Raw genomic sequence first — 19,392 nt, 5'->3', positions numbered from 1 at the left:
ATACCTGACTCGGCTTCGCGCACTGGTTCGGAAAAACTAATGTCATGCGTCATGTTGTGCCACACCTCGGGTGGGTTGAACTGACTCGAATCGTTCGCTATCGATCGAGGTGAATAGGTAGCTGTCCATTGCCAGTACGCCGTAGCTGATCCCGCCCTCAAGAACTCGGGTCTGATAGCTTTTTCCAGCAGCGCCCAAGGCGATAAACAGCGGCAGAAAATGTTCATCCGTTGGATGTGCACGTTCAGCCGAAGGTGCGTATTGCTTGTAATCCAATAGCTGATCGATATTTCCTGCCTGCAGGGTTCGGGCAGTCCACGCTGCAAACTGTTTTACGTAGTCAGCACCATGGGTTGCAGCTCCGCGGAACTCATACAAGTTATGGGTGAGGCTGCCGGACGCCACGATCAACACGTTCATGTCACGCAGCGGCTTGAGTGCTTCGCCAAGCTGCCATGCGCTTCGTGTGTCGAGTGACGCAGGCATGGATACCTGAACCACAGGGATGTCGGCCTTGGGAGCCAGGTACAAAAGTGGCACCCAGGCGCCGTGGTCTAGCCCCCGAGAGGGATCAAGCCGGGACTTCCATCCCGCCGTCTGGAGCAACTCAACAATATGGGTCGCTAACTCCGGCGCGCCTGGCGCGGGGTAAGACAGTTCATAGAGCGCGTCGGGAAACCCCCCGAAGTCGTGAATGGTTTTTGGAGCGGTGCTCGCTGTAACGCTGACTTCGCCACGTGTCATCCAGTGCGGAGACAGGATCACGATGGCATCCGGTCGCGGCAATTCGCGCCCGAGTTCAGCCAGCCGTTTGCCAGCCTCACCGGGCTCGATTGCGAACAGTGGAGCACCATGAGACACAAACAGCAGTGGGAACGAAGTGTTCATGGTGGCTACTCCTGCGTAATTACTTACTGAGCCAAACTGGAGCGATAGACGTCCCCAAGCCAGCGCCATAACCGAGATAGATGTTCAGACCGGCCAGTGGCTCCAGGTAGCGTGCGTTGACCAGACCTCCTGCATCCACGGTGTTCCAGCCCAAGCTGCGGGCCAGTGCGATAGCGGTTTGCTTGGCGCGCTCACTGTCGCTGGCGACAAACACGCTGCCGGTCTGGTTGTCAGCGAACTTCGGACCATCTGCGAGCACTTGAGCGAACAGGGTGTTGAATGCTTTAACCACATTGGCGTGCGGTATGGCCTTGGCAATTTCTTCCGACGCGCTAGTGACGTGACCTACTGTCAACGACATGTAGTCAGCGCTTAGTGGGTTGGTGATGTCGATGACAACCTTGCCCGGCAGATCGCCCAGGCTTTGCAACGCCGCGGTGGCGTGATCAAAGGCAGTCGCCAAGACGACCACGTCACTGTCGCCCAGCGCATCAGATGCAACATGGGCGCTAGCGTGGGCGTATTGGTCGGCCAAAGCTTTGGCTTTGGCGATGTCGCGGCCAGTGATGCGAACTATATGCCCGGCCCCGGAAAGCTGTTTCGCAAAGGCTGAACCCATGTTGCCGGTACCAATTAATGTGATTTTCATGACTACCTCGTTTGAGTTGGTTTGCGTTTCGATGGGCTCAGTTTATAGATTGCTGGACCAGGATAAATCGGGCTAAATGTGATGAATAGTTCCACTAGGTGAGACAATCATGGATCGGGCGCTGGAGATGCAGGTCTTCTGCACTGTCGTAGACAAGGGCAGCTTCGTTGGAGCCTCGGAGTCGTTGGAGATGTCTAAAGCCGCTATTTCGCGCTATGTGAGCGGGCTTGAAGAACGGTTGGGCGCGCGCTTGCTGCACCGCACAACTCGGCGGCTTTCCTTGACCGATGAGGGACGCCAGTTTTACCACCAGGCCCGTGAAGTGTTGGCCATGATGGATGAGGCTGAGGAGGCAATATCGGCCACCGCCCCGGAGCCGAGCGGCGTGCTTCGCGTAAACGCCCCGGTCAGCTTTGGCGTGTTGCACCTGGCTCCACTCTGGGGCGACTTTATGAAGGCCTATCCCAACGTGGAGTTGGAGATCAGCTTGAACGACAGGCTTGTGGATCTGGTTGACGAAGGCATTGATGCCGCCGTGCGTATCGCTCGAATGGAGAGTTCTTCATTGGTAGGGCGACGTTTGGCCAGCACCCGGATGTGCTTGTGCGCATCACCTGACTACCTGGCTAACCATACTTCGATTGGTACTTTGTCTGATCTGACGGACCATGGGGTGATTGCCTATACCAACTTTGCCAGTGGCAACGAATGGCAATTCCAGGGGCCGGATGGCTCGTACAGCATTCACACGCGCTCTGCGGTTCGTTGCAATAATGGTGATACCTGTCGTGCCATTACATTAGCCGGGGGCGGTGTTTCGTTACAGCCAAGCTTCATGGTGGCGGAGGATTTACGCAGTGGGAATCTGGTGGAAATACTCCCTGAGTTCCGGTCTGTTGAATTGGGTATCTATATCGTCTACCCCACTCGCAAGCTCCTACCCGCAAAGGTTCGAGCACTCATTAATTTTCTTGTCGACCGATTCGCACAACCGAGCTGGGAGCAGTGACGAACAAGTGATTGAAACAACCCGGCTGCACAGGGCAATGTGACGTCCACAGCCGGACAAGAGCCTCTCTAAAGTCTTTAACTCACTGTTGTCCAAAAAGTCCGCAGGTCAGTAGCAAACTTCTCGGGATTCTTGAACGCCAGGCTGGTGGATGACCAGTCAAGCATTCGCGGGCAGGCTGGAATCGCGAGTGACGTATAGATTTATACCAATACACAGTAATAATGCGAACGCGGAAACGAGCATCGCATTAGACACCCCCTGCAAAAACGACGTTTTATCTGAGTGGGCGATCATAGTGCCAAAAACGGCGACACCGATCACGCCACCCAACTGCCTTGCCGAAGCCATCAATCCGGACGCTATCCCAGCGTCGTGTTGCGAAACAGACGATAGCATTGAGTTGGTAATGGAGGGGACTGAAGAAGCGCTTCCAATGCCGACCAACATAAGTGCTCCATTGAGCAACCAGAAAGAGCTTTGTACGCTCGGCTGTGACAGTGCTACGAAACCGATGATCTGGATAGTGAACCCGGTTGTAATGATGCGTAAGGCGCTTACTTTTTTAGCGACCCTTGACGAAACCATCGTGGAAATCGTGAGTACTGCCGTTAGAGGGACGAACGACAAACCCGTTTTGAGCGCGTCATAGTGAAGGAACATCTGAAAGTAGATGCTCAGCACGAAGACTGCTCCATAAAAAGTGAAGTTGATGACCGCTCCCGCCAGAGCGGTGGTCGCCAATACCTTATTTTTGGCGAGACGAGAGGGTAGCATCGGGGCCTTTACGCGCCGCTCAATGACAATAAATATCACCGCAAATAATATTGCGGCGGCCATCGCCGATAGAGTTTCAGCAGTCCAGCCTTGGCCGCTTGATTCGGTTAGCGCATAGGTCAGTGATGCAAGGCACACTGCAATGCTGATCTGCCCGGGAACATCTACTTTTTTATCAATACGGTCGGACGCTGGGGCGAAGCGCAAGATTAACCAGAGTGCCAACAATCCGACTGGAACATTGATAAGGAAAACGCTTCGCCATCCAAGGTACTGAATCACAATGCCGCCAATGACGGGGCCCGCAGCGAGTGCAATACCACCAGAAGCACCCCACATGGCCACTGCAGATCTGCGCTTATCGGAATCCTGAAAGGATGTCCGAATAAGGGTGAGCGAAGTAGGTACCAAAAACGCCGCGCCCAAACCTTGGATAACCCGCATTGCAATGAGCATGGTCATGCTATTGGACAGGCCACATCCGATAGACCCTAGGGTAAATATCGTGAATCCGACCACAAAGGCGGTTTTAGCACCGAACTTGTCCCCGCAGGCGCCCCCAAGAATAAGCAACGCAGAGAAGACCAATGAGTAACTATTGATGATCCACTGGAGCCCGGTCAGGTTTGTATTGAATGCGCTTTCAAGTGCCCCCAGTCCGACGTTAACCACGCTGACGTCGAGTTGAACGACTAAAAAGCCCAAACAGCAAGCGATGAGCGTGGCCCGTGAAGAGTTTGTTTTAGGCATAAATAATTTCTAAAAACACCTTGCCGGTTACGAGCATAGGGCTTGCATGCGTCCTATATCACTGGGCGTATGCGAGGAGAAACGCCGAGAAGATCGGCGTTTTGATTGTTAAACGAACTGAAGCACCTCATGGACTGCTTTACGTGGCTTTTGTGGCCAGTTTTCCTCGCCTGGATAACCTACAGTCACAAGCATTACCGGGATTTCAGAGGACGAGAGACCAAACTCTTTTGCAACCGCCGATTGGTCGAAACCAATCATCGGTGTCGAGACAAGCCCCTGTCCTTTGGCGGCGAGCATCAATGTCATGGCCGCTAGCGAGCCTGAGCGAATTGCTTCGTCGCGCTGCAGTTGCGGGTTTTCCTGATACATGCCCTGAGCGGCGCTGACCCACATGTTGTAGACCGCTTCGTCGATAATGCCGGCATCCAGCGTAGGTTTAAGTGCCGCAGGAAGCGATTCGTGCGGGCTCAAGGTTCCACACACGATAAAGGTCACGGCGGCATCGATGACCTTCTGTTGGCCATAGGCCAATAGTAGCAACCGGGCTTTGGCTTCTTCGCTGCGAACGGCTAAAAACCTCCAGTTTTGAAGGTTAAATGCAGAAGGCGCATGTGTCGCCAGATCGATAAGATCAGCGATTTCCTGATCCGTTAGTTTGCCGTCAGCGTCGTAGCTGTTGGCGGAAATTCGAGACTTAATTATTTCAGCAATACCGGACATGGTGATCTCTGTGCAGGAAAGGGGATGAGCGCAGCCCCAGCTTTTTTTGCATTCAAGACTGCGCGGGTCAGGCAACTAGCGGCTGAAACCGTCGAACGGAGTCATGTACACGGCGCCGAACGGGTCTAAGCGTTTGCGGATTTCTGCATCCGGGGTGCCGTAAACCACGAGGCTGGTGATAGTGCACAATTCGAGGAAACGCTTGCCGAACGGTGCGAAAGTAGTGTCCACGTGGCTCACGACTGATTCGACGTTGTAGCGTTCAAGAATATGGGCAGTGCTGTGATCTTCGTTGACGCTGTATTCGTAAACCAGCGTGCCTGGCTCTTGCTTGGTGGCGGCAACGATCTGTGCGATCAAAGCCTTGAATTCAGGAAACTCAGCAGGTTTGATTGCGAGAGAAAACAGGCAGGAAATATGTGGGTGCATAGAGAGCGCTTCCATCATAGGCATCATTTGAGCCTGGTGAAGATGCACCGCGGGCTGAGCCGATGCATTCAGTGCGTTATTTGGCTTAAGCCTTGTTGGGCGCTTCCCCGAACAACTTGCCTGCACCTGCCCAGTCTGAAGGCGCAACGTCTTCGAAGATGACGTAGATATATTCAGCAGGGGTACCGGTGTTTTTAACGATGCTCTCGGTGATTTCCGCAGCAACAGTCGCTTTTTGGGCGTGCTCTTTTCCTTCGAACCAGCTAACGCGTACTACGGGCATGTTGTAATCCTCTTGGAACCTTCATCTAAATTAGAGTTGAGTGGAGAGCGGCCAACGCGCTCCACTGGGTTTCTTCACAAAACAGAAGCCATGCTAAGGTAGAAAAGACTAGGGATAAATAGCCCAAAACTATAATCTGGGTAGACATATTTTCTACAATGCGTGGGTTCGTATGATTCCTGTTGATTCCTTTCAAGGTGTTATCACTTTCGTCACAGCAGCCCGCTCTAACAGCTTCACTGAGGCGGCTGAGCGGATGGGAATATCTAAATCTGCGGTAGGAAAGTCCATAGCCCGCCTTGAAGGGCGTCTTGGCGTTCAGCTCTTCCATAGAACTACTCGCCGGATCTCTCTTACTGCTGATGGCGATGCTTATTTTTTTGCCTGCTCTACCGCCCTAGAAGAGATCGGGGCAGCAGAAAGCGGGCTCGGGCCGGGTGCACGTGAGCCTTCTGGCCGACTGCGAGTAGACATGCCCGTGGCATTCGGACGTCGGGTAGTGGCTCCGTTGTTGTTTGAAATCGCCAACAAATATCCAGCGCTTCAGCTCAATATGACGTTTTCTGACCACTTGGTAGACCCGATAGAAGAGGGCATAGACCTATTGGTTCGTTACGGTGAGTTAAAGGATACAAGTGGCTTGGTGGCGCGCCTGCTTACTCGGCAACACTGGGCTATCTGTGCAGCGCCAAGTTATTTGGCGCGTTTTGGAGTTCCTGAAACATTAGAAGATTTACGCAACCACCATTGCGTTGTAGGTCATCGACGCGGCCAGCCCTTGTCGTGGAGGGTAAGGCAGGGCGGGGAGTTAGTGCGTTACTCCCCACCCTCAACCCACCAGATAGGAGATGGTGAAGCCATGATTCTCGCTGCGGTCGCTGGAGTGGGCTTGTGTCAGATGCCGCGCTGTCTATTCAGAGATGATCTTGAGGCAGGTAGGTTGGTCGAAGTACTTGGCGAATATGAGCCAGACGCTGTCGACGTTCATGCGGTATGGCCCAAAGTGTCGCACCTGCGGCCCAAAGTACGGTACGTGGTCGATGAGCTGGTTCGATTGAGTGAACAGTGGCAGTGACGACGCACGTTGAGCTGCTTTTCTCATTTAAACGTTTTTTGCGTCATGGAAACGATCAACGCTATCGCAGCGATTGCAATAACGGCCCAAAAGTACTCCACGCTAGCGACCAAAGTGGACTGTTGCTGAAGTGTCTGCGCGAGCATTGACACCGATATCTGGTTGGCAGAACTCTCGCCTACTTGAGGCGCCAGCGCTTGCACTAAATGTTGAATCTGCTCTGTGTACAGAGGGTCTCCTGAGCTGAAATGGCCGTTGAGATTATTGTATTGGGTGGTGGTACGCCATTGAAGGAATAATGTGGCGATCGTTGTGCCGATGGCCATCGAGATTTGTCCCATCATGCTTTTGATCTGATAAGCGTGTGCGAACAGCGTGTCATGGTGGGTCACATCACGAAAAGTTTGCATGGCAGCGGTTGCCAAGACCAGCATCACAAAGCACCCGTTCAGAATAAGAGCAGGCAAGATGTTTGACCACATATTAGCGCTGGGCGTCAGGGACGAGAATAACCATCCAAAGCCAATCAGCGCGGTGAAACCAGCCACAAAGAATTTCTTGGGAGCAGGGTATTTGGGGATGACGATGGACATGACAATCCATGTCAACAGCGCGCCAGCTAGTCCGAAAGCCTGAAAAGTGCCAATGGTATCCCATGAGTAGCCCAACCCAGACTGCAGGAAGTACGGCAGTATGTAGTTATTGCTGCCAAGCACTATGTAAGTGAAACAGAAGAGGGCAACGCCCAGTATGTAGCGGGACTGCATCAAGTCTTTCACCCTAAGAAAAGGTGCTGGATTATTGTGCTCGGCGTGGAAGAAGGTATAGATGCCCAAAGCAGCCAACAGCGCAAACGCGATGAGAATGAACGTTTCGTCGTAAAAGTCGTAGTAGGAACGTTGCAGAATATAGAGCAGGAAAAAACTGCTGACAGACAGCAGCAGGATATTCGCGGGACTGGAGGGTGTTCTGTCTTCTTCTGGAGCCACGGCGCTGGGCAGGAACCGCGTGCATAGGGCCGCCGCGACGGCGGCACCCACAATCAATACCCAGAAGATGGCATGCCAAGTGTCCTCGACGACCACCAATGACGAGATGAACGGAGCCGCGGCGGTGCCGCCCGCGAGTCCAGTAGCAAATACTTTTACCCCGATGAAACGTCCAGGACCTGGGGGGAGTAAATTGACCATCAGGCGCGCAGAGGTCATAAAGGATGCGCCCCCCATGGCCATGATCACTCGACCCACGGTAAAACTGGTGAGGTCACCGATTACGCCGCACACGAATGCACCCAGCACGTAAATGCAGATTGATCCGAGCATGAAGTTACGCCAACCCAACCGCTCGACTAACCAGCGCTGTTTCGAAATAACCACAACCGCGATGCAGGCATAGAGAGCAGCAACAAGCGTGAACTCTTCTGGGCTAGCGTCGATCTCACCTCTTATCGGGGCAGAGGCGAATGCAATCATGCCTGCCTGCAAGTATTCCAGCGCACACAGCAGTCCTACGGTAAGTAAAAGGGCGGCGTTTTTCCTGTACATGATGCGCCCCGTTATAAACTTAGGTTTTTGGAATCGTGCTGACGGTCTTCATTCTCGCTAATCACTTGTTCGACGACAGCGTTGGCGTCTTTGAGCTCGTTTTTAAAGATGTCTGTGCTGTAAGCCGGCTGCTGTGGTGTTTTCGTATTAAGAACCGGGCCGTCTTTATCGCTGGTGTTGACCGAAACGCGCATGGACAAGCCCAGCCGTAGTGGATTTTGTGCAACCTCTTGCGGATTCAGCGCAATCCTTACCGCCACACGCTGAGTGACCTTGATCCAGTTGCCGGTAGCATTTTGAGCAGGCATGAGGGAGAACGCACTACCTGTGCCCGCATCCAGTCCCACGATCGTTCCGTGGAAAACAATATGGCGACTATAGGCATCTGCCCTTAAAAGGACGGGTTGACCGATACGGAGTTCTTCGAGCTGGGATTCCTTGAAATTTGCATTCACCCATACTTGGTCCACCGGCACCACCGACATCAGTGCGACACCTGGATTGATTCGCTGCCCAACTTGTACGCTGCGCTTGGTGATTAATCCTGAGATGGGAGCGAAGATTTGTGTGCGGTGTAGGGCGATGTAAGCATCTCGCAGGTTACTGGTAGCGACCAGCACATCTGGGTGAGTGCGCAGTGTCGTGTTGTCTACCATCGCAGAGCGCACGGCAAGAGCGTGCTTAGTACCATCAAGGCCTGCGATGGCATTTTTTAACACCTCTTCAGCATGACTGATTTCTTCACGCGATACTGCGCCACTGGCGGCCAGCAGATTGCGTCGTCGAACATCATCCTGTGCCTTGCGGACGTCATTTTGTCGTTGATTGACTTCCGCCTGAAGTTGTTGCACTTGATAGTATTGAGTGCGGGCCTGGCGGACAGCGCGTGCCAGGTTCGATTTCGTGCGCTCATACTGAATCTCGGCATCCACTGCGTTCAATGTGACCATAGGTGAGCCGGCGTCGACATGATCGGTGTTGTCACCGCTGATCACGGTCACAGTGCCGCTGACCTGTGAAGTCACCTGGACTATATTGCCATCTACATAGGCATCGTCGGTGGTTTCAACTCCCCGTCCCAACAGGTACCAGATCCCCAGTACAGCGACCAAAAGTACGATCGCCAGGATCAATAATACTTGCGGCCTACGGGTGACTTTTGGTTGAGCGGTATCGGCTGGGGAGGGCATATTGGTGGTCATGATTTATCAGCTTCGGTTGAGGGGGCATCGGCCGTTGTGGAAATTTCGGGGCGGTACCCGCCTCCCAGCGCTCGACTCAAGTTGGCCTGCAAAGACAGCGCACGGGATTGCAAATCAACCAACTGGCGTTTCTCTGTAAGGGTCGAGTTTTCGGTGGCCAGTACCTGTAGGTAGGTAGCTACTCCCGCCGCAAATCGTTTGTTGACCAAATCGGCGGCTGCTTGCGCCGTGGCTACCGCTTCATTTTGTTGAGCCATGCGCTCTTTCAACCAACGCAGAGAGGCCAACTGATCAGCTATATCGCGTAAAGCGTCGACCACTGTTTGGTTGTAATTCTCAACGGCCAAGTCATACACCGCGTCCTGAGCATCCAGATTGCCCCGCAAGCTTCCTCCTTCGAAAATCGGGAGGCTTATCGCGGGGGCGAAACCCAGAATGCGGCTGCTGTGGTCGTTGAACGTATCGAAGGCAAGGCTTTGCAGCCCGATGAACGAGGTAAGATTCACATCCGGGTAGAATCGCGCCTTGGCTACATCGATCTCATGACCGGTAGCCTCGACACGCCAGCGTTGAGCCACAACATCAGGGCGATGACCGATCAATTCGACAGGTAAATTGGTGGGAAGCGCCACCGTATTGCTTGCCAGCATGCGTGGCCGAGTGATCGTCCGTCCACGATCAGGACCCTTACCGAGAAGCGACGCAAGTTTGTTTTCGTTAAGTTCGATCAGTTCCTTCAAACCGGCGATATTGGCTCTGCTGGCAGGAAGCGAAGCCTGGGATTGCTTGATATCAATTTGCGTCCCTAACTCAGCTGCGAAGCGTTGCTTGGTAAGATCTTCAATCTGTTCTTGCTGAGCCAGCAGCGTCTGAGCAACGTCGATTTGTTCGTAAGTATTTTGCAGCGTGATATAGGTTTGCACGATTGATGAAGAGAGCATCAGCGCCGCTGCTCGCTCTTCGACTTCCAGCGCGTGACGACGGCCTACGGCGGCCTCAACGGCCGACCGATTTTTGCCCCAGAAATCCAGCTCATACCCGATATTCAAAGTTGCTTGGTCAACATTCTGCCAAGTGCCTTTTACTGGCGCGGGTGTAGTGCCATTGGAGCTAAAGCGTTCGCGGGTTGTGCTCATCGCCGCGCTGGCATTGGGGAGTAACTGAGCGCCTTGAATGGCTTCCAATGCACTGGCCTGGTGAACACGCGCCGCAGCAGACTTTAGCGTCGGGCTATTGGCCAGAGCTTCGTGGATAAGTGAATCAAGTTGCGGGTCCTTGAAGCTGCTCCACCAAGTGTCAGTTGGCCAAGCGGCTGCCGACAATGCAATACCGCTGTTGGCCAATGTCTCGCTGACATCTTGAGGGGGCAGCATACGTGACTGAGGCTTCAAATCACTGAATGAGCAGCCGGTAAGCAGCACTAGCATCATGGTTAACGATGCGTGCCAGCCAAACTGAACGATAGATCGCACATCCAATGTGCCCTGAAATCTAGGACTTTTCATCAACGGTATTCTCTGACACGAGCAATAAAATTTAGCGAAGCTGATGGACCAAGGCTACTAACAATAAACACTGACAGTGTCGTTATACTCAAAAAAATGGCCGCGTCGCGGCTGTGCGCAATTACCTAGGTTTTAATCCGTTCACGATTACGGAGACTGCTTTGTCAATATCATCCAGGTTTTCAAGATTGGCTGTGACGAGGTGCAACCAAGACATGCCGGTCAACATCGAGACTGCAACTTCAACAGCAGCGCCTTCGGTAATCTGTCCCGAGTCCACGGCTCTTGCGAATATCTTGCGTAAGGTGCGTTCGCGACGAGGCAGAAACGCCTCCCTGAACTCATCAATAGCAGTTGAATCGTGCTGTATCTCGGTAATCAGGCTACGCAACGTTTCACCCGCACTGGACGAGCGCCACCAACTCCAAAGCGAACGAAGGTGAACAATCAAATCTCTCTCCAAGTCCCCTGTGTCGGGGGCGGTTACAAACGTCAGTGCAGTGCGCTCATACACGTCTCGTAGTAACGCGCCCTTGCTCCGCCACCATCGATAGATGGTTGGCTTGCTGGAGCCTGCGCGCTCGACCAACGCATCCATGGTGAAGGCCTTGTATCCGTGCTCTTCGAGGATTGCAGCGGCGGCGTCCAAAATCGCTTCAGTGCTCTGAGGACTGCGAACCGCCCCAATTGAAGATCGGCTGCGTGTCTTGGCTGATTTTGGTTTTTCGATCTTTGAGGTCATTGACTGCTCAGCGCTGGAAACAAGGTGACGTCCGAAGTCGCCTATAGAAACTGGCAGTATTTATAGCGATAAATTTCCTCACGGTCAACGTACTCATCAACTTCAGCGGGATTCAAAACGACAAAAATGCCTGGTGATTACAATCGAAATAAAGGGCTTTTCAGGATAAAACCCATCCTTCACGCCGAACATCGCGGTCTGGAGGAGTTAAGATTTTTTAGCGATGCTGAAGCCCGGCGCAGCGCGGCCGGGGAAGGGTAATGCGATTATGCCGTCACAGGTGATTCGCGAACGTGCATTAATGGTGATTGCCTCAAGTGCCGACAAATTCTTCCACTATTCCGTGTACTTCAAGAGCTATTGTTAATGTAGATAGCGGGTATCGCCATGGCTCATGACGATTTTTCCTCGTTGCGCTTTTAATCATCGAGCTATCGAAATCTATTGGTTCTGCGGATCGAACTGTTTGTCCCGAATAAACAGCGCCGGAATCACACCACAGATGAAATAGGCTGCGCCCATTACTAAAAAGCCAATACCGATCGACCCATGGGATGCGAGGAAGCCGATAGCCGCCGGAGCAATCGCTGCCCCCAAACGCCCGATGTTGTAAGCTCCACCAACGGCCGACCCACGGAATTTCGCTTCGAAGCTCTCGGTCATGTAAGTGGCATTCACACCGTAAGGAATGCCGTATAGGAAGCCGAACACCACAAGCATCCACAAGATGTTTTCCGGGCTTTGGAACAACACGATGATTGGTAGAAATACCGCAGTCCCCAGTGCACCGAAGGCGAACACAGCACGGCGACCGATACGGTCGGCGGCCAAACCAGCGAGAATCTTGCCGAGGATCATGGCGGTGTAAGTCCCGACCATATAACCGGTCATGGACTTGAGGTTCATGCCCAGTTCGCTCTCCAGGTATGTTGGCATCCAATTGTTCACGCCGTAATAGCCGAACTGCAGAAAGCCAGCCGTCAGCGCCCAGCAGGTAAACATCAGACGAGCCTTGGGATCACTAAAAATCTGCTTGTACATACTCTCGCGCTTGACGAAAGACGGCTTCAGGCTGCCTTCGATTTTCAGTCTGGCGCGTTCGGCTTGTGCGTTGATCCAAGTTTGCGGCTCGGGCACGAAACGTTGCATCACCACGGCTAGGATGACCGGAATAATGGCGATGTAAAACAGCCAGCGCCAGCCGTGGACCGGCAAAATCCAACCGGCCAGTAACGTCGCGACGATGTAGCCCACCGACCAACCTGCTTGTAATGTACCCAATACTGTCGTGCGAAAACGCGTAGGTACGTATTCGGCCATCAACGTATTGCAGGCAACGTACACCGCGCCAATACCCAGTGATGCGAGGAAACGGGTGATTGCGAACTGCCAATAGTTTTGCGTCAGGCCCAGTACTGTCGTGCCTACGGAAAAAAGAATGATGCTCCAGACGACGGTTTTTACCCGGCCGAAACGATCGCAGGCCCAGCCGCCGTAAATACCACCAATGGCCATACCTGCCAGGGTGAAACTTCCCAAGCTGCCCGCTTCGACATTGGTTAGGCCAAATTCAGCTTTCAGGCTGCTGAGACTATAGGAGAGGAGCATCAGATCGGCGCCATCGATCAACAAGCCGAGAAAACAGAAAATAAATACCAACACCCACGTGTTGTTTATGGCCACTGCCTTAGCATTGACCTGAGCTGCAGCTTCCATCACGTCACCTTATTGTATTTATAGGACAGGGGGCTTGAGTTCGAGCTGTTAGCTCTGAGCGTCGCGAATCATGTTGCGGGCGATGACCAGTTGTTGAATCTGCGTAGTGCCCTCGTAGATTCGGAACAGGCGTACGTCGCGATAGAAGCGTTCAATGCTGTACTCGCTGACATAACCGGCGCCGCCATGGATCTGAACGCCCCGATCAGCGACCCGGCCGCACATTTCGGTGGCGAACATCTTGGCGCAGGAAGCCTCGGTGCCGATATTCAGGCCCAGGTCTCGTTTTTGTGCTGCATCCAGAACCATGCAGCGTGCTGCATAGATTTCTGCCTTGCTGTCGGCGAGCATCGCCTGGATCAGTTGGAACTCAGCAATCGGCTTGCCGAATTGCTTGCGCTCTATCGCATATCGTAGCGAATCGGCCAGCATCCGCTCGGCAGCTCCGACGCTTAGGGCGGCAATATGCAGTCGACCTTTATCCAGCACTTTCATGGCAGTCTTGAACCCTACACCTTCAACACCGCCGATCAACTGGCTGGCAGGTACGCGAACATTTTCGAAGATGACATCACTGGTGTGAGCGCCTTTTTGTCCCATCTTATGATCGGGTTTACCCAGCGAGATACCGGCCGTCTCGCGCTCTACGATAAATGCACTGATACCGCCTGAACCTTTGATGCCAGGATTGGTGCGGGCCATTACGGTGAAAATGTCGGCATGGGGTGCGTTGGTGATAAAGCGCTTGGTGCCGTTGATGATGTAGTGGTCGCCGTCGCGTACCGCCGTGGTTTTCAGCGACGCGGCGTCGGAACCCGAATCCGGCTCGGTTAGGCAGAAGGCACTTAGGAGTTCACCCGAAGCCAACCCTGGCAAATATTTGAGTTTCTGTTCCTGGCTGCCATCGAGCAGAATGCCGATGGAGCCGATCCCGTTATTCGTGCCAATGTAGGAGCGGAAAGCCGGGGAGGTGCGCCCCAGTTCGAAAGCGATGTTCACCTCTTCTTCCATGGTCACGCCCATACCGCCAAACTCTTCCGGGATGGTCAGCCCGAACAGCCCCATCTCTTGCAACTGGACAACAATATCGTCTGGAATGTTGTCGGTCTCGGCCACTTCATTCTCGCGTGGAATCAGCGCTTCGTTGACAAACTGACGAAGGGAATCCAGCAGGATTTGTAGCGTCTCGGTATCACGGATCATTTGCGCTCCTTTAGGCTCGCAAGCGAGCCGGTTAGTAGGGCGCCGATGCCGTTGCGTCAGCGAGCAGCGGCGCCAATGTTGTTAACCATGTCGATCAGACGAGGGGCAATTTCGTCCTCGAGCTTTTCGCGTGGCAGTTGAAAGCTTGGTCCACCGCAGTTGAACGTCAGCAACCCGTACTGCGGGTGCAGCAATGGCACTGCGACGGAATTGACGTCGCGATGCCATTCACCGATCGACAGGCAATACCCGTAATCGGCGTAGTCCCTGAACGCGCGGTCAAGCCCCTTGCGGATGACTGGCCATTGCTCGGTTTCGCGCTGGCGCATGTGATCCAGTAGAAACTCCCGCTCTGTTTCGGGCATTGCCGCGAGGCAAGCCCTGCCCATCGAACTCTGTGCAAGCGGCAAATAACTGCCTATCTGGCGCCGCATAGTCATGTTGCCCTGACCCTGAACCACATCCAGGTACACCATCTGAAGGCGATCGCGGGCGGCCATGGCCACCGCTGCATGGGCGTGAGTCGCCAAATCTTCCATCAGTGGATGGGCTACTGCGCGAATCGACAGGTTCGACAGCATCGCGTAGCCGAAGCCAAGTACACCGACATCCAGTTGGTACTTGCCCGAGTGCACTTCACGCTTGAGGCATCCAAGGCGCATCAACGTATTGGTCAGGCGCGTCACGGTCGGTTTAGGCAGTCCGGTCATTCTGGCCAGGTCCTGATTGCCCAACACGTTCGCACGTGGCGTAAAACACCTCATCAGCTCAAGGCCGCGAGCCAGTGCTGTCACAAACTGGCCACTGCCTTCCTCGTCATTCATCCCGCCTGCCGGGTCGAGCTTGCCCATGCTCAGCAAGCCGGACTCATCTGAACTACCTGTATTTGTTGTGGACGGGTCCGTCTTGATACGTGCCATGTTAAAACCCCAATTCTTCAGAATGCAAGTAAATAAAATACAGTTTCGTACAGCGAAACAAAAGGCCTTGTGTCCTGAAACATGAAAAATATTGAACGAGTCATGGGTCTACCCAGTGTTTATGGCACTTATAAAAGTTTTATCGATTAGCTGTTTACAGATCTTTAAGACTCTCTTTATGATAAATCAATAATTCGGTATCTAGTTTCGTCTAGCGAAACACAATAAGAGATGAAATATGAACTCTCTACCTGAACCAGTCGTGACCCTCGAAATTCGCGAAGATGCTGTCGCACTCTTGCGAATCTCACGTCCAGACGCCAAGAACGCGCTTAACAATGCGGTACGCGAACAACTCGCCCAGCATTTCCGCGCATTGGCCGCCGATGTTCGGGTGCGCGCCATCGTCCTGACCGGAAGCGCACAGTGCTTTGTCGCTGGCGCCGACATCCGGGAATTCGCCGACGCCACCCCCATCGAGATGTATCTCCGCCATACCGAATACCTGTGGGAGGCGATCAGCCGTTGCCCCAAGCCGGTGATCGCGGCGGTGAACGGTTTCGCTTTGGGTGGTGGCTGTGAGTTGGCAATGCACTGCGACATCATTGTCGCCGGTGAATCGGCTCGTTTTGGCCAGCCAGAGGTAAAGCTCGGTCTGATGCCGGGGGCGGGGGGAACACAGCGTCTTGTGCGCGCCGTTGGTAAGTTTCAGGCAATGCGCATCGCCCTGACTGGCTGCCTGGTTCCGGCTTCTGAGGCACTGATGATCGGTATGGTCAGCGAGGTGGTCAGCGACGACCGGACGCTCCCGCGCGCAATTGAACTCGCCGCGCAGATTGCCGCTTTGCCGCCATTGGCGGTAGCCCAGATCAAAGAAGTCATGCTAGCCGGTGCTGACCTTCCGCTGGACAGTGCGCTGGTCCTTGAGCGCAAGGCGTTCCAATTATTATTCGACTCGAAGGACCAGAAAGAGGGCGCCAACGCCTTTCTGGAAAAGCGTAAAGCCAGCTTTGTAGGGGAGTGACCCATGACACGCGTGATTAATCACATGGCCATCGTCGGTGCCGGCGTGATGGGCACCGGTATTGCCCAGATCGCCGCTCAGGCGGGTATTCGGGTGACGCTGTTCGACAATCGTGAAGGCGCCGCCCAAGCAGCCAGGGATAACCTTGAGCAGACGTTGGGCAAACTGGTGAGCAAGGGCAAGATCGCCAGCAGCGATGCGCAACTCACCCTTGAACAGCTTGACGTAGCCACCTCTCTCGCGGAATTGAAGAGCGTCGACTTGGTGGTTGAAGCCATCATCGAACGTCTCGACGCTAAACAGGCTTTGCTGGCAGAGTTGGAAGCTGTGGTCGCCGATGACTGCATCCTGGCGTCGAATACTTCGTCATTGTCCGTTACAAGCATCGCGCGAGGGTGTCGCCACCCTGAACGTGTTGCGGGTTTTCACTTTTTCAATCCCGTACCGTTAATGAAGGTGGTAGAGGTCATTGACGGCTTGGCCACCGACCCGCTGATCGGCGACTGTCTGCAGGCGTTGGCGTCGCGCATGGGGCACCGGGGTATCAGAGCCAAGGATACGCCCGGCTTCATCATCAACCATGCCGGTCGTGCCTATAGCACTGAAGCCCTGCAAATTCTCAAGGAAGGCGTGGCCGAGCCGGCTGAGATCGACCGTATCTTGCGCGAGGGTCTAGGTTTCCGCATGGGGCCGTTGGAGTTGTTCGACCTGACGGCATTGGACGTTTCCCATCCGGTCATCGAGTCGATCTACAACCAGTTTTACCAAGAGCCGCGCTATCGCCCCGCGGCGCTTACCCGCCTGATGCTGGAAGCCGGGTACGTCGGACGCAAGGTAGGCCGTGGATTTTACCGCTATGCCAACGGCCAAATGGTGGACCCACCCCAGGCGCAGATAGTACCGATAGTGAACGACCTGCCACCGGTATGGCTAGGCACTGAGAATGCAGGGGATCGCGCCACCTTAAATGCCTTGCTGCAGGCGCTGGGCGCGCAGGTGGAGCAAGGCGCGACACCATCAAGTGAAGCGCTTTGTCTGCTGGCGCCCTATGGTCTGGATGCCACAGCCGCTGCCGGCAAATTTGTTACCGACCCGACTCGCTCGGTATGCATCGACCTGTTACTTGACCTTGGCCGCTATCGCACGTTGATGTTGACACCGGCAACCCGAACCGACATGCGCGATGCTGCTCATGCTCTGCTTGCCCGCGACGGAGTCGGGGTCAGCGTGATCCACGACAGCGTTGGCTTCGTCGCTCAGCGCGTGCTGGCAATGATCGTCAATCTGGCCGGTGACATCGTTCAACAGCGCATCGCCAGTGTCGACGATCTGGACGAGGGCGTGCGTCGTGGCTTGGGTTACCCGCAGGGCCCTCTGGCTTGGGGCGATGATGTGGGTGCCAAACGTCTGCTCACCATTCTTGAACGCATGACCGAGCTGACAGGGGATCCTCGTTATCGTCCGGGCCCTTGGTTACGTCGTCGAGCGATGCTGGGCTTATCGCTGCGTCACATTGAACCGACGCTCAACTGATCTCTGACCTCCAGGAGTTTTCCGTGCTCGACGCCTATAGGTTGGCGAAGGGCTGGCAATGGTTATCGAGCGAGTTTAAACGCCGCAAGCAAAGGTGAAATGAAATGGGTGCTTTGACTGGATACCGCGTGCTTGATCTGAGCCGTGTGCTTGCCGGGCCCTGGTGTGGCCAGACCTTGGCTGACCTTGGGGCCGAAGTAATCAAGATCGAGAGGCCTGGCGCGGGTGATGATACTCGCGGATGGGGCCCGCCATGGATGGGTGACGAGAATCAGGAGCCGACCCAGGAAGCTTCTTATTACCAGTCCACTAACCGCGGCAAGCTCTCAGTTGCACTCAACCTTGCCACCGTGGAGGGGCAGGAAATGGTGCGCGCGCTGGTCGCGAGTTGTGACGTGCTAATCGAAAACTACAAAGCGGGTTCACTGGCCAAATACGGGCTGGACTATGCAAGCTTGTCCCAGCTCAACCCTCGGCTGGTTTATTGCTCGGTGACGGGTTTCGGGCAGACCGGACCTCGTGCTGCGGAGCCGGGTTACGACTTCATCATCCAGGGCATCGGTGGGCTAATGAGTATCACCGGCGAGCGTGATGACCTCCCCGGTGGCGGCCCCCAGAAAGTGGGAGTGGCGTTCTCTGATTTGATGACAGGTCTGTATTCCACAGTCGCCATCCAGGCTGCTTTGCTCAGTCGTGAAAAAACCGGCCTGGGCCAGCACGTCGACATGGCGCTGCTTGATGTGCAAATCGCTACCCTGTGCAATCAAAGCCAGAACTACTTGGCCTCTGGAAAAGCGCCGGGCCGTTACGGCAATGCTCACGCCAACATCGTGCCGTATCAAGTGTTTCGGGCCAATGACCGCGATTTCATTATTGCGTGCGGCAATGACAGCCAGTTCCTTGCCCTGTGTGATGCCATCGACCTACCGGAGTTGCCCAAAGACCCACGCTTTGCTCGCAACGCTGACCGGGTGACCAATCGGGTAGAGATCATCAGCATTCTGTCGCAACACTTTCTTAGTCGCGGTGCAGATGAGTGGGTGAAGCGTATTCACCTGCAGGGCGTGCCAATAGGGGCCATCAACAGCATCGCCCAGGCACTGGATGAACCGCAGGTCAAAGCACGAAATATGCTGGTAAACATCCCTCATCCACTCAATCCAGATTTCGTCACCGTAGGCAGCCCTATAAAACTGTCCGGGACGCCAGTTGAGTACCTGCGTGGCGCGCCAATGCTGGGCGAGCACACAGATGAAGTTCTCAGGCGCCAATTGGGGCTTGATGATCGGCGTTTAGCTGAGTTGAAATCGCAAGGTGTGATCGAGCAGCTAGGCGACCGTTAAAATGAACGCATCCCCGAGCACCCTCAGGTGCTTTGAGGGCAGTTTTTACCATTGGAGCCTGCCATGAAAGTCCTCGT

At 54.4% G+C, this 19,392-nt stretch carries 18 protein-coding genes; 5 read left to right on the top strand and 13 right to left on the bottom strand.

The features are described from left to right. Window positions 1–42: 42 nt before the first annotated feature. Both M0974_RS05835 and M0974_RS05830 read right to left on the bottom strand, forming a co-directional pair. Window positions 43–888, bottom strand: coding sequence for a dioxygenase (locus M0974_RS05835; RefSeq protein ID WP_297833939.1), 846 nt, complete (start codon window positions 886–888; stop codon window positions 43–45). A gap of 19 nt (window positions 889–907) precedes the next feature. Continuing rightward, entirely contained in the window at window positions 908–1,537 is a 630-nt protein-coding gene (locus tag M0974_RS05830; protein ID WP_297833937.1) for an NADPH-dependent F420 reductase, read from the bottom strand. A gap of 109 nt (window positions 1,538–1,646) precedes the next feature. Between M0974_RS05830 and M0974_RS05825 the strand changes: the two genes are divergently transcribed. Then, window positions 1,647–2,546 carry a LysR family transcriptional regulator gene (locus tag M0974_RS05825; RefSeq protein WP_297833935.1) on the top strand — a complete coding sequence of 300 codons (900 nt, stop codon included), beginning with the start codon at window positions 1,647–1,649 and terminating at the stop codon, window positions 2,544–2,546. 159 nt (window positions 2,547–2,705) lie between these two features. Here the strand turns inward: M0974_RS05825 and M0974_RS05820 are convergent, their stop codons facing one another. The 4 genes from M0974_RS05820 to M0974_RS05805 form a co-directional block, all read right to left on the bottom strand. Then, entirely contained in the window at window positions 2,706–4,073 is a 1,368-nt protein-coding gene (locus M0974_RS05820; RefSeq protein WP_297833931.1) for an MFS transporter, read from the bottom strand. A gap of 108 nt (window positions 4,074–4,181) precedes the next feature. Continuing rightward, window positions 4,182–4,796: a nitroreductase family protein gene (locus M0974_RS05815; protein ID WP_297833928.1), complete on the bottom strand. Its 615-nt coding sequence runs from the start codon at window positions 4,794–4,796 to the stop codon at window positions 4,182–4,184. Between the two features lie 75 nt (window positions 4,797–4,871). After that, on the bottom strand, window positions 4,872–5,225 hold the full coding sequence (locus M0974_RS05810) for a hypothetical protein (protein ID WP_297833925.1): 354 nt from the start codon (window positions 5,223–5,225) through the stop codon (window positions 4,872–4,874). A gap of 85 nt (window positions 5,226–5,310) precedes the next feature. After that, complete coding sequence (locus M0974_RS05805) at window positions 5,311–5,508, bottom strand: 4-oxalocrotonate tautomerase family protein (RefSeq protein ID WP_297833922.1); 198 nt, start codon at window positions 5,506–5,508, stop codon at window positions 5,311–5,313. 172 nt (window positions 5,509–5,680) lie between these two features. On the opposite strand from M0974_RS05805, the gene M0974_RS05800 reads away from it, so the two are divergent. After that, a complete protein-coding gene (locus tag M0974_RS05800) occupies window positions 5,681–6,583 on the top strand; it encodes a LysR family transcriptional regulator (protein WP_297833919.1) in 903 nt (300 codons plus the stop codon). Between the two features lie 23 nt (window positions 6,584–6,606). On the opposite strand, the gene M0974_RS05795 is transcribed toward M0974_RS05800, so the two are convergent. From M0974_RS05795 to M0974_RS05765, 7 genes are all read right to left on the bottom strand, one after another. Next, the gene (locus tag M0974_RS05795) at window positions 6,607–8,127 is read right to left on the bottom strand and encodes an MFS transporter (RefSeq protein ID WP_297833916.1); all 1,521 of its coding nucleotides are present in this window, start codon (window positions 8,125–8,127) and stop codon (window positions 6,607–6,609) included. Between the two features lie 11 nt (window positions 8,128–8,138). Next, window positions 8,139–9,329: an efflux RND transporter periplasmic adaptor subunit gene (locus M0974_RS05790; protein WP_297833912.1), complete on the bottom strand. Its 1,191-nt coding sequence runs from the start codon at window positions 9,327–9,329 to the stop codon at window positions 8,139–8,141. Next, window positions 9,326–10,834, bottom strand: a complete 1,509-nt coding sequence (locus M0974_RS05785) for an efflux transporter outer membrane subunit (protein ID WP_297833909.1) — start codon at window positions 10,832–10,834, stop codon at window positions 9,326–9,328. Before M0974_RS05785 ends, M0974_RS05790 begins: the two co-directional genes overlap by 4 nt. A 121-nt stretch (window positions 10,835–10,955) precedes the next feature. Then, window positions 10,956–11,576: a TetR/AcrR family transcriptional regulator gene (locus M0974_RS05780; protein WP_297833906.1), complete on the bottom strand. Its 621-nt coding sequence runs from the start codon at window positions 11,574–11,576 to the stop codon at window positions 10,956–10,958. Window positions 11,577–12,017: 441 nt separating this feature from the next. After that, a complete protein-coding gene (locus M0974_RS05775) occupies window positions 12,018–13,292 on the bottom strand; it encodes an MFS transporter (protein WP_297833903.1) in 1,275 nt (424 codons plus the stop codon). A 48-nt stretch (window positions 13,293–13,340) separates the two neighbouring features. After that, window positions 13,341–14,495, bottom strand: coding sequence for an acyl-CoA dehydrogenase family protein (locus tag M0974_RS05770; protein ID WP_297833900.1), 1,155 nt, complete (start codon window positions 14,493–14,495; stop codon window positions 13,341–13,343). Between the two features lie 56 nt (window positions 14,496–14,551). Continuing rightward, window positions 14,552–15,415 carry an IclR family transcriptional regulator gene (locus M0974_RS05765; RefSeq protein ID WP_297833897.1) on the bottom strand — a complete coding sequence of 288 codons (864 nt, stop codon included), beginning with the start codon at window positions 15,413–15,415 and terminating at the stop codon, window positions 14,552–14,554. A 238-nt stretch (window positions 15,416–15,653) separates the two neighbouring features. Between M0974_RS05765 and M0974_RS05760 the strand changes: the two genes are divergently transcribed. The 3 genes from M0974_RS05760 (at window position 15,654) to M0974_RS05750 (ending at window position 19,315) form a co-directional block, all read left to right on the top strand. Then, window positions 15,654–16,439 carry an enoyl-CoA hydratase gene (locus tag M0974_RS05760; RefSeq protein WP_297833892.1) on the top strand — a complete coding sequence of 262 codons (786 nt, stop codon included), beginning with the start codon at window positions 15,654–15,656 and terminating at the stop codon, window positions 16,437–16,439. A gap of 3 nt (window positions 16,440–16,442) precedes the next feature. Beyond that, a complete protein-coding gene (locus M0974_RS05755; protein WP_297833889.1) occupies window positions 16,443–17,972 on the top strand; it encodes a 3-hydroxyacyl-CoA dehydrogenase in 1,530 nt (509 codons plus the stop codon). 104 nt (window positions 17,973–18,076) lie between these two features. Next, the gene (locus M0974_RS05750; protein WP_297833886.1) at window positions 18,077–19,315 is read left to right on the top strand and encodes a CaiB/BaiF CoA-transferase family protein; all 1,239 of its coding nucleotides are present in this window, start codon (window positions 18,077–18,079) and stop codon (window positions 19,313–19,315) included. The last annotated feature ends 77 nt before the right edge of the window (window positions 19,316–19,392 follow it).

Origin of the sequence: Pseudomonas sp., from assembly GCF_026224925.1 — a bacterium.
In the GTDB taxonomy this organism is placed as follows: Bacteria; Pseudomonadota; Gammaproteobacteria; order Pseudomonadales; family Pseudomonadaceae; genus Aquipseudomonas.
This window is presented reverse-complemented; position numbering and strand designations above follow the sequence as displayed.